This window comes from Acidovorax sp. LjRoot204 (assembly GCF_056175785.1).
This window is the reverse complement of record NZ_JBGFFF010000152.1, coordinates 1-10,696: the sequence shown is the minus strand read 5'-3', so window position 1 is coordinate 10,696 and position 10,696 is coordinate 1. Positions and strand designations below refer to the sequence as shown.

The window sequence follows — 10,696 nt, the reverse complement described above, 5'->3', positions numbered from 1 at the left end:
GTATTATCCCGGCTTTGCCGCAAAGCTCCTGGAATGGGAGTCAATTGCGTGAAAAAAGCCCATAAACACCCCCCTGAATACCTGGCGATGGCAGGCCGACGCGCATGCCGTGCCCGAGAGGATTTTTGAATGTTCGGAGCTTTCCGTCGGTATTTCTCCACCGACCTGGCCATTGACCTTGGCACAGCCAACACCCTCATCTTCGCCCGCGACAAAGGCATCGTGCTCGACGAGCCCTCCGTTGTCGCCATCCGCCACGAAGGCGGGCCCCATGGCAAGAAAGTCATCCAGGCCGTAGGCCACGAGGCCAAGGCCATGCTGGGCAAGGTGCCCGGCAACATMGAAGCCATCCGCCCGATGAAGGACGGCGTGATCGCCGACTTCGTGATCACCGAGCAGATGATCAAGCAGTTCATCAAGATGGTGCACCCGCGCACGCTGTTCACCCCCAGCCCGCGCATCATCATCTGCGTGCCCTGCGGCTCSACCCAGGTCGAGCGCCGCGCCATCAAGGATGCGGCCGAGGCCGCAGGCGCCACGGCGGTCTACCTGATCGAAGAGCCCATGGCCGCCGGTATTGGCGCGGGCCTGCCGGTGTCGGAAGCCAGTGGCTCCATGGTCGTGGACATCGGCGGCGGCACCACCGAAGTCGGCGTGATCTCGCTGGGCGGCATGGTCTACAAGGGCAGTGTGCGCGTCGGTGGCGACAAGTTCGACGAAGCCATCATCAGCTACATCCGCCGCAACTACGGCATGCTGATCGGCGAGCCCACCGCCGAAGCCATCAAGAAGAACATCGGCTCGGCCTTCCCGGGCTCCGAAGTGCGCGAGATGGAAGTCAAGGGCCGCAACCTGTCCGAAGGCGTGCCACGCAGCTTCACCATTTCTTCTAACGAAGTGCTGGAAGCCCTGACCGACCCGCTGAACCAGATTGTCTCGGCCGTGAAGAACGCGCTGGAACAAACCCCTCCCGAGCTGGGCGCCGACATTGCCGACCGCGGCATGATGCTCACCGGCGGCGGCGCGCTGCTGCGCGACCTGGACCGCCTGCTGGCCGAAGAAACCGGCCTGCCCGTGCTGGTGGCCGAAGACCCGCTGACTTGTGTGGTGCGCGGCTGCGGTATCGCCCTGGAGCGCATGGACCGCCTGGGCAGCATTTTCACGAGCGAGTAAGTCGGCAGGCCTGTATGCTGCAGGCACTTTTTTTGCGCTCTGAATTGCATGACTGCACCTGCTCCAATGCTTGTTTCTGAGCACCCGCCCGTGGAGCCCGCTCCCCGCGGCAGATCCTGACCGCTGCGCACCATGCCCTTGGGTACTCTGGAGCGCAGCGCTCCCCCTTTCTTCAAACAGGGCCCTTCGGCCCTGTCGCGTTTGGCCGTGTTCAGTGCGCTGGCGCTGTTCCTCATGGTGGCCGACGCACGCTTTCAGATTACCGGCCCCTTCCGTCAGGCCGTGGCCACGGTGCTGTACCCGGTGCAGTGGCTCATGCTGCAGCCGGTGGAGTTCGCCAGCCACGGGCGCAGCTATTTCCAGTCGCTGCAAACCGCGCAAGAAGACCTGGATGCCGCCCGCAAGAAGATGACCGTGATGGGCCAGCGCGCCAACCAGGCCGACCAGCTGGCCATGGAAAACCAGCGGCTGCGCAAACTGCTGGAGCTGCGCGACCGGCTCCAGACCCCCGCACAGGCGGCCGAAGTCATCTACGACACCGCAGACCCCTACACGCGCCGTGTGGTGCTGGACCGGGGGCAGCTGGGCGGCGTGGAGCTGGGCGCTCCGGTGATGGACGAGGCCGGTGTGCTGGGCCAGGTCACCCGCGTGTTTCCGCTGGTCAGCGAAGTCACGCTGCTGGTGGACCGTGACCAGGCGATTCCGGTGCTGAACATCCGCACCGGCGTGCGCGGCGTAGCCTATGGCGATCCGGTGGCGGGCCATGGTGGTGGCATGGAGCTGCGCTTCATGCCCGCCAACGCGGACATCCGCGAAGACGACCTGCTGACCACCAGCGGCGTGGACGGCCTGTATGCGCCTGGCCTGCCCGTGGCGCGCGTGGTGAAGGTGGAGCGCCGTGCCGACTCCGCGTTTGCGCGCATCTACTGCGTGCCTTTGGCGCAGGTGCAGGGTGCGCGCCATGTGGTGGTGCTCAAGCCCCTGGCCGACAACGAATTGCCCCGCCCGGATGCGGCCCCCGCCGCGCCCGCGAACAAACGCGGGGGCCGCAAATGAGCCGCCGCCTTGCCCCGCTGACCCCGACACAAGGAGGCCCGCGATGATCATGCCGCGGGGTGAGCCCCTGCTGATGCCGGTGAACCCGGTGTTCATCTGGGCCAGTCTGGCTGCGGGTCTGGCCATCAACATGCTGCCGCTGGGCCGCGTGGTGTGGATGCCTGATCTGCTGATGGTGCTGCTGGTGTTCTGGGGCGTGCACCAGCCGCTGCGCATTGGCATGGGGGCGGCCTTTGTGCTGGGCCTGTGCATGGACGTGMRCCAGTCKKCSMTGCTGGGCCAGCATGCGCTGTCCTACACCGTGCTGTCGTTCGGAGCCATCGCCATCCACCGCCGTTTGCTGTGGTTCAGTGTGCCGTCGCAAGCGCTGCAGGTGTTTCCACTGTTTGCCGTTGCCCATGCCATCGCGCTGCTGCTGCGCATGGCGGCGGGCGGAATTTTCCCGGGGTTCTGGAGCTTTCTGGCCCCGTTCCTGGAGGCGCTGCTGTGGCCCCTGGCCAGCTGGGTGCTGCTGGCACCCCAGCGCCGCCCGCCCGACAAAGACCAGAACCGGCCGTTGTGAACATGAGGCAACAACCCCCTGAGCGGCCGCGCTGTCTCCCCCTTCTCTCGCAGTGCTGTGCGCTGCGGGAAGGGCGGCGACGCGCTCGCGGCGGGGCGACCCTTGCTCGGCGTCCCCTGGCCTGGGCCGCGCCAGTCACACAGGCAGCCAGCTTCTGGGCCGTGTTTTCAGGGGTGAGGCCATGACCGAGGTGCGCAGCAGCGAAGCCGACGCCTCGCGGTTCCGGGTGCGCGCCTTGGTGGTGGGCCTGGTGGTGATGGCGGCGTTCTGCCTGGTCGCGGCGCGCCTGGTGTACCTGCAGGTGGTGCGCCAYGARGACCTGGCRGMSCAGGCSGAGAGCAACCGCACGGCCRTSGTGCCCRTKGTGCCCAACCGSGGSCTSATCCTSGACCGCAACGGCRTGGTGCTGGCCWCCAACTATTCGGCCTACACGCTGGAGATCACGCCCTCGCGTGCCGGCGTGCTGGACGAGACCATCGATGCCCTGTCCAAGGTGGTGGACATCCAGGCGCGTGACCGCCGCCGCTTCAAGCGGCTCATGGAAGAGTCGCGCAACTTCGAATCCCTGCCCATCCGCACCCGCCTGACGGATCAGGAGGTGGCGCGTTTCACCGCCCAGCGCTACCGCTTTCCGGGTGTGGACATCAAGGCGCGGCTGTTTCGCAACTACCCGCTGGGCGACGTGGCCAGCCATGCGATTGGCTACATCGGGCGCATCAACCAGACCGAGAAGGCCCGCATCCAGGACTCGGAGGACGAGGCCAACTACCGGGGCACGGAGTACATCGGCAAGCTCGGCATCGAGCACAGTTTCGAGTCGGCCCTGCATGGCGCGACCGGTGTGGAGCAGATGGAAACCTCGGCGGGTGGCCGTGCCGTGCGCAAGCTCTCCAGCCACGCCGCCACCCCCGGCGACAGCGTGATGCTGTCCATCGACATCAAGCTGCAAAAACTCATCGAAGAGCTGTATGGCAGCCGCCGCGGAGCGCTGGTGGCGATCGACCCGCGCAATGGCGAAATCCTGGCGCTGGTGAGCAAGCCCACCTTCGACCCCAAYCTGTTTGTCGAAGGCATTGATGCCGAAAACTGGGCCGCGCTCAATGAGTCCATCGACAAGCCGCTGCTCAACCGCGCCCTGCGCGGCACCTACCCGCCCGGCTCCACCTACAAGCCCTTCATGGCGCTGGCGGCGYTGCAGCTGAACAAGCGCTCGCCCAGCCTGGTGGTGAACGACCCCGGGTTCTACACCTTCGGCGGCCACACCTTCCGCAGCCACGAGGGCGGGCTGGGGGGCGTGGACATGCACCGCGCCATCCAGTTCTCCAGCAACACCTACTTTTATTCGCTGGCCGTGGACATGGGTGTGGATGCCATCCACGACTTCATGAAGCCGCTGGGTTTCGGCCAGTCCACGGGCATCGACCTCAACGGCGAAGTGCGGGGCACGCTGCCCAGCACCGAGTGGAAGCGCAACACCTACAAACGCGCCGACATGAAACGCTGGTTCCCGGGCGAAACGGTGTCGCTGGGCATTGGGCAGGGCTACAACAACTTCACGATGCTGCAGCTGGCACTGGCCGAGGCCACGCTGGCCAACGGGGGCATCCGCTATCGCCCCCACATGGCCAAGGCGGTGAAGAATGCGGTCACCGGCGCCATCACCGAGATCGTGCAGCCCCCTGGCATCAACCTGGGCTACCAGGCCAAAAACGTGGAGCTGGTGCGCAATGCCCTGGTGGCGGTGAACAAGGGCGGCACAGGCACGCGGGTGTTCATGGGCGCGCCCTACACCTCGGCCGGCAAGACGGGCACCGCCCAGGCCGTGACCATGGGCCAGAACGTGAAGTACAACGCCAAGGCGCTGGAGGAGCACCAGCGCGATCACTCGCTGTTTGCGGCCTTTGCCCCGGCCGAGAACCCCACCATCGCCCTGGCCGCCATTGTGGAGAACGCAGGCTTTGGGGCTGCCCACGCCGCCCCGATTGCGCGGCGCGTGTTTGACTATTGGCTGCTGGGCGAGTACCCCAGCGAAGAAGACATCGCCGCCGTACAAAAGGGCCTGGCCAGTGCGCCCATGGGCAAGCCCCGCAAGGCCAGCGAGGTGCCGTTGGTCACTCCTTGATCTGGCACTGGATTGCTATTGAATTAATAGCTGTTGACGCAATATCGACTAGCGCTACAAGCTGTTTTTGCTTCAAAAGCGCCTGCTAGGCACCGGCGGCGCGCGGTGACGGCTGGAGCTGGCTGAACACCAGCGCTGCCACAATCAGCGCCGCCCCGCTCAGCCCGGCCCAGCCCAGCTGCTCGCCCAGCAACATCCACGCCGTGAGTGCGGCAAACACCGGCTCCAGCCCGAACACGATGGCGCTGCGCATGGCGTCCACGCGCTGCTGGCCCCAGGCCTGCAGCGTCACCACCACCACGCTGGCCAGCAGGCCCAGGTACAGCAAGGCCAGCAAGGCGTTCACCGGCAGCTGGGCGGCCGAGTGCAGCCAGTCCATGTTGCCGCTTTGCACCAGCAACAGCGCAGTGGAGGCCAGTGCCATCACTGTGGCCTGTGCGGCGGCCATGCGGGTGGCCCGCAGGGGCTGTGCGGCCGTGCGGCGCGCGCATTCCTCCAGCGCCAGGATGTACAGCGCATAGAACACGGTGCTGGCCAGCGTCAGCGTATCGCCCAGGTTCCAGGGCTCGTTCTCGTGGAACATCAGCGCCATGCCTGCCAGCGCCATCACGCAGGCGCCCCACAACCGCCAGCCGTAGCGCCGCCCCAGTGCTGCCATCGCGATCAGCGGCACCACCAGCACGTTGAGCCCGGTGACAAAGGCATTGCGGTTGCTGCTGGTGCGTGCGAGGCCCTCGATCTGCAGCCAGAACGCCAGGAACAGCAGYAACCCCAGCGCGCAGCCCCAGCGCCGCTCGTGGCGCAGCATGCCGCGCCACAGCGGCGCCAGCACCAGCAGTGCGATCACAAACCGCAGCCAGATGATCTGCAGTGCGTCGAGGTGCGCCGAGAGCAGTTTCATCGCCGGGAAGGTGGTGCCCCACACCACGGTCACAGCCAGCAGGGCTATCAGGCCCCAGCGTTCAGTACGCATCGACAAATTCCTAAATACCAAAAAGAAAAAAGGGCCGCCGGTTGCCCGGCGGCCTCTGCGTTGCAGTGCAGTCCGGTGCGGACGGGGCTCAGTGGCTGACCTGGCCCAGGAACGCGCGGATGCGGTCGTTGGCCGGGTTGCTGAAGAACTCCTGCGGCGGCGCATCGTGCGCGATGCGACCCTGGTCGAAGAACATCACCYGGTCSGCCACCTCGCGCGCAAAGCCCATTTCRTGSGTSACCACGATCATGGTCATGCCACCACGGGCCAGGCCACGCATCACGTCCAGCACTTCCTTGACCATCTCGGGGTCGAGCGCCGAGGTGGGCTCGTCAAACAGCATCACCTTTGGAGCCATGGCCAGCGCCCGTGCAATGGCCACCCGCTGCTGCTGCCCGCCCGACAGCTGCCAGGGGTACTTGTGCGCATGGTCCTGCATGCCCACGCGGCGCAGCAGCTGCATGGCCTCGTCATTGGCCTGGGTGCGCGGGGTGCGGCGAATGCGGCGGGGCGCCAGCGTCACGTTGTCCAGCACGCTCATGTGGCCGAACAGGTTGAACTGCTGAAACACCATGCCCACCTCGCAGCGCTGGCGCTGCAGGGTGGTGAGGTCGTCGCACACCTCCACGCCATCGATGGTGATGCGCCCGCTGTCGTGGGGCTCCAGGCGGTTGATGGCGCGCAACAGGGTGCTCTTGCCCGAGCCCGAGGCGCCAATGATCACCGTCACCTCGCCGGTGTGGAACACGGTGGACACGTCCTTGAGCACCTGGTGCGCGCCAAACGACTTGCACACGCGCTCGGCCACGATGTAGGGCTTGGGTGGAACGTTGGAGTTCATTGGTTGCGGCCCTCCACGTCAAAGCGGTACTCGACGGCGTTGGAGATCTGTGTGACCAGTGTGGTCAGCAGCAGGTAGGTGATGGCCACCGTGGTCAGCGTGGCGATGGGCTGGAACGTGGCCGACTGGATGCGGTTGCCCACGTTGGTCAGCTCCACCACGCCGATCGCGTAGGCCAGCGAAGAGTCCTTGAGCAGCGCCACAAAGTTGCTCACCAGCGGCGGCAATGAGATCTTGAACGCCTGCGGAAACACCACGTCCATGAACACATGCATGCGGCCCAGGCCCAGCGCCCGGGCGGCCTCGGTCTGACCGCGTGGCACGGCCAGTAGGCCCGCGCGCAGCGCTTCGGCGTTGTAGGCGCCCACATTGAGTCCCAACGCCACGACGGCGGCGGCAAAGTCGGGCAGGTTCAGCCCTGGCACCAGCACCGGCAGCGCAAAGTACACAAACAGGATCTGCACCAAGAGCGGTGTGCCGCGAATGGCCCAGATGTACACGCCAGCAATCCAGCGCACGGGCGTCCAGCGGGCGGTGCGGGCCAGCGCCGCAGCTGTGCCCAGCACCAGGCCCACGGCACCGCTGACCAGCGTGAGCCACAGCGTGGTGCGCGCACCTTCAGAAAACGCCTGGGCATTGGGTCCGATGGGGTCAGGGAAGAACGACAGCAATTGGCCCAGCAACGAGAGGGCCAGCACCATCACCACCAGTGCAGCGACCAGCGTGGCATTGCTGCGCTGCTGTCGGGACCAGCTTTGTGGCCAAAGAGCGAGAAGCATGGATCAGACGACCAGAAGGTCTTGGTTGGAAATCGGGTGGGCGGCAGGGACATTGGCCTGCGCCGCCACAAAAGGCAAAAGGTGCGCAGAGGCTCCCGGCCTTCTGCGCACCCCATGTGCCGTCATATCAATTGCAGCGCACGTCTTCGTTGAAATACTTCTTGGAGACGGCGGCGTAGCTGCCATCGGCCAGCACTTCGGTGAACGCCTTGTTCCAGGCATCGGCCAGGCCGGTGTTGCCCTTGGCCATGGCGGGGGCGATGCGCTCGATGAACAGCATGTCGCCCAGCTTGAAGCCGGCCTTGGCGTTCTTGGCAGCGGCTTCCTTGGCCACGAACTTGTCGCTGACCCAGGCGTCCACGCGCTTGGAGATCAGGGCACGCTGGGCGTCGGTGTCTTGCGGGAAGTTCTTCACCTCCTTCACGCCGCTGACCTTCTTCACCTGCTCCAGGTAGCTGGTGCCGGTTTGCACGGCCACGACCTTGCCGGTCAGGTCCTTGGCGTTGCGGATCTTGTCGTCCATGGCCACGATGATGCCGCCCGAGCAGTAATGGGGGTTGGCAAAGGTCACGGCCTTGGAGCGCTCGTCGGTCACACCGTGCGAGGCGATCACGGCGTCCCAGCGGTTCTGGCCCAGGCCGGTCAGCAGGGCGTCAAAGCCCAGGGTCTTCCATTCGAGCTTCAGGCCCATCTTCTTGACCACCAGCTCCGCCACTTCCACCTCAAAACCCGTCAGCTTGGTGCCTTCGAAATAGTTGAAGGGAGCGAACTGGCCCTCGGTGGCCACGATGATCTTGCCGTCCTTCTTGACTTCGTCCAGCGTGCGGGCCTGGACGGCGAGGGCAGCGCACAGCGCCACGGCGGTGACAAGGGCAGACTTGAAAAATTGCATGACAGGTTCCTGTGGGGGTGGTTCAGGTACAAAAAATCCGGCCTGCGGGTAGGCAGGCCGGAGCGGGTGGATGCGGACATCGCCATTGGCGATGGGCCTCGTCATCAAACGGAAACGTGCGGAAATTATAGGACGCGCGTTCACATTCGGGCCATGCAGGGCAACCCCGATGACCTCGGAGCGCCCTGGTGGTAGGCCTTACGGGGCGTTGCAAGTTGGGTGCCACCCTGGCCTGGCGACCGACACCCGGTGCGTGAAGAGCAGGCCTACCGCAGAAAGGCGTCGTACCCCGTCTTCAGGATCAGGGTGCTCACCACCACGATGAAGATGCCCCGCACAAAGCCGGTGCCATGCTTGAGCGCCATGTGGGTGCCGAGCAGGCTGCCCAGCACGTTGGCCACGGCCAGCGTCACCGCAAAGTGCCACCACACATGGCCCTTGGCGGCAAACAGCGCAATGGCGGCGACGTTGGTGGCGCAGTTGAGCAGCTTGGCCGACGCCGAGGCATTGAGAAAGTCGTAGCCCAGCAGCCGCACGAACAAAAAGACGAAGAAGCTGCCGGTGCCCGGGCCAAAGAACCCGTCATAAAAACCGATGAGCACACCAATCAGGCAGGCGGCGATCACCTCGGCCCGGCCCGCGAACCGGGGGGTGTGGTGCCGCCCCAGCTCCTTCTTGGCCAGGGTGTAGAGCAACACGCCCAGCAGCACCAGGGGCAGCAGCTTGCGCAGGAAGTCGGCCGACACCACGGTGACGGCCCAGGCGCCCACGAACGAGCCGGCAAAACCGGCGGCTGCAGCCGGCAGCATGGCCGACCAGCGAATCTGCACCTTGCGGCTGTATTGCCAGGTGGCCATGGCGGTGCCCCAGACCGAGGCCGCCTTGTTGGTGCCCAGCAGGGTGGCTGGGGGCGCCCCCGGAAAAGCTGCAAACAGCGCGGGCACCATCACCAGTCCACCGCCCCCCACGATCGCATCCACAAAGCCCGCGAGCAGCGAGGCCAGGGTCATCAAAATCCATTCCATCGCAGGATTGTCGCACCGGGCCTGCTATCGATTCAGGACCGCTCAGGATCGAGCGGGCAAGAAAAAGGCGCTGGGATCGCCAGCGCCTGAAAGGGTTCACACCTCGTTGGGTGTTTTGAATGTGGTTCTTGGTAGAAAGGTTGTCTCCTCGGGCCCCTCGCTTGGCACACCGAAGCGCGCTTTCGAGTGCCGTGACTGTAACGGCTGCACCCCGCTGGTGCATTGGGGGTTTCCCGCCCCCCGTTGTTGGGCGCCGGACGGCTTGCGGGGACGCTCTGTGCCCCGATTCGGGGGCATCTGGCTGGCATGGCTCGTGCAATGCGCTTGTAACAAATTGCGAAAGGGAGCGTGCATGCGTGCAGTCAACCACCGGGTGTTTGCGGTCGTGTCGTTGTGTCTGGGGCTGTGCACCTGCGCGCTGGCCCAGGGCGTGCCAGAGGCTCCTGCAGTCGCGGCGCCTCTCACGCGCCCCGCCCTGGTGGCCCAGGACACGGTAAATGCGGCCCATACCGGCTGGATGATGACTTCCACCGCCCTGGTGCTGCTGATGACGCTGCCAGGCATTGCGCTGTTTTACGCAGGCATGGTGCGCAGGAAGAACGTGCTCAACACCATGGCCAGCGTGGTGGCCATTGCAGCGCTGGTCAGCCTGCTGTGGTTTGCGGCGGGGTATTCACTGGCCTTCACACCGGGCAGCGCCTGGCTTGGCGGCTGGGACCGTGCTGGCTTTGCCGGGCTCGACTTTCAACTGGAGGCGGGCAAGCTGGCGGTGAGCCACATTGCGCCGCTGATCCCGGAGTCGGTGTACGCGATGTTCCAGCTCACCTTTGCCATCATCACGGCCGCGCTGCTGGTGGGCGCGTTTGTGGAACGCATGCGGTTTTCGGCCATGCTCGTCTTCATCAGCCTGTGGACACTTGTGGTCTATGCGCCCGTGGCGCACTGGGTGTGGGAGCCGGGTGGCTGGCTGGCGCAGATGGGCGCGCTGGATTTTGCGGGCGGCTCGGTGGTGCACGTGAACGCGGGCGTGGCGGGGCTGGTGTGCGCCTGGTTTCTGGGCCGCCGCGCGGGGTATGGGCGCGAGCCGTTTGAACCCTACAACCTGGGGCTCACCATGGCGGGCGCGGGCATGCTGTKGGTGGGCTGGTTTGGCTTCAACGCGGGCTCTGCGGTCGCGGCCGATGGGCGCGCCGGGCTGGCCATGGCAGTGACGCACCTGGCCGCTGCGGCCGGTGCGCTGTCGTGGATGCTGGGTGAGTGGGTAGTGCGCGGG

General features: G+C 65.7%; 10 protein-coding genes. 5 read left to right on the top strand and 5 right to left on the bottom strand.

Annotated features, from left to right (window positions below; all coding sequences use genetic code 11):
• Positions 1-129 precede the first annotated feature (129 nt).
• From AC04MI_RS20285 to mrdA, 4 genes are all read left to right on the top strand, one after another.
• Positions 130-1,173, top strand: coding sequence for a rod shape-determining protein (locus AC04MI_RS20285; RefSeq protein ID WP_008907364.1), 1,044 nt, complete (start codon positions 130-132; stop codon positions 1,171-1,173).
• Positions 1,174-1,305: 132 nt separating this feature from the next.
• Positions 1,306-2,229 carry a rod shape-determining protein MreC gene (gene mreC, locus AC04MI_RS20280; RefSeq protein WP_056742141.1) on the top strand — a complete coding sequence of 308 codons (924 nt, stop codon included), beginning with the start codon at positions 1,306-1,308 and terminating at the stop codon, positions 2,227-2,229.
• A gap of 43 nt (positions 2,230-2,272) precedes the next feature.
• A complete protein-coding gene (mreD, locus tag AC04MI_RS20275) occupies positions 2,273-2,791 on the top strand; it encodes a rod shape-determining protein MreD (RefSeq protein WP_476498540.1) in 519 nt (172 codons plus the stop codon).
• 181 nt (positions 2,792-2,972) lie between these two features.
• Positions 2,973-4,913: a penicillin-binding protein 2 gene (gene mrdA, locus AC04MI_RS20270; RefSeq protein WP_476498539.1), complete on the top strand. Its 1,941-nt coding sequence runs from the start codon at positions 2,973-2,975 to the stop codon at positions 4,911-4,913.
• An 85-nt stretch (positions 4,914-4,998) separates the two neighbouring features.
• Here mrdA and AC04MI_RS20265 read toward each other — a convergent pair whose 3' ends face one another.
• From AC04MI_RS20265 to AC04MI_RS20245, 5 genes are all read right to left on the bottom strand, one after another.
• Positions 4,999-5,886: a DMT family transporter gene (locus AC04MI_RS20265; RefSeq protein WP_099731501.1), complete on the bottom strand. Its 888-nt coding sequence runs from the start codon at positions 5,884-5,886 to the stop codon at positions 4,999-5,001.
• 88 nt (positions 5,887-5,974) lie between these two features.
• A complete protein-coding gene (locus AC04MI_RS20260) occupies positions 5,975-6,727 on the bottom strand; it encodes an amino acid ABC transporter ATP-binding protein (protein ID WP_476498538.1) in 753 nt (250 codons plus the stop codon).
• The gene (locus AC04MI_RS20255) at positions 6,724-7,506 is read right to left on the bottom strand and encodes an amino acid ABC transporter permease (RefSeq protein WP_056057473.1); all 783 of its coding nucleotides are present in this window, start codon (positions 7,504-7,506) and stop codon (positions 6,724-6,726) included. Before AC04MI_RS20255 ends, AC04MI_RS20260 begins: the two co-directional genes overlap by 4 nt.
• A gap of 127 nt (positions 7,507-7,633) precedes the next feature.
• Positions 7,634-8,398 carry an ABC transporter substrate-binding protein gene (locus AC04MI_RS20250; RefSeq protein ID WP_260665946.1) on the bottom strand — a complete coding sequence of 255 codons (765 nt, stop codon included), beginning with the start codon at positions 8,396-8,398 and terminating at the stop codon, positions 7,634-7,636.
• A gap of 266 nt (positions 8,399-8,664) precedes the next feature.
• A complete protein-coding gene (locus AC04MI_RS20245) occupies positions 8,665-9,423 on the bottom strand; it encodes a sulfite exporter TauE/SafE family protein (RefSeq protein ID WP_056742136.1) in 759 nt (252 codons plus the stop codon).
• 352 nt (positions 9,424-9,775) lie between these two features.
• Between AC04MI_RS20245 and AC04MI_RS20240 the strand changes: the two genes are divergently transcribed.
• The coding region (locus AC04MI_RS20240) for an ammonium transporter (RefSeq protein ID WP_476498537.1) at positions 9,776-10,696 on the top strand (921 nt) is incomplete at its 3' end.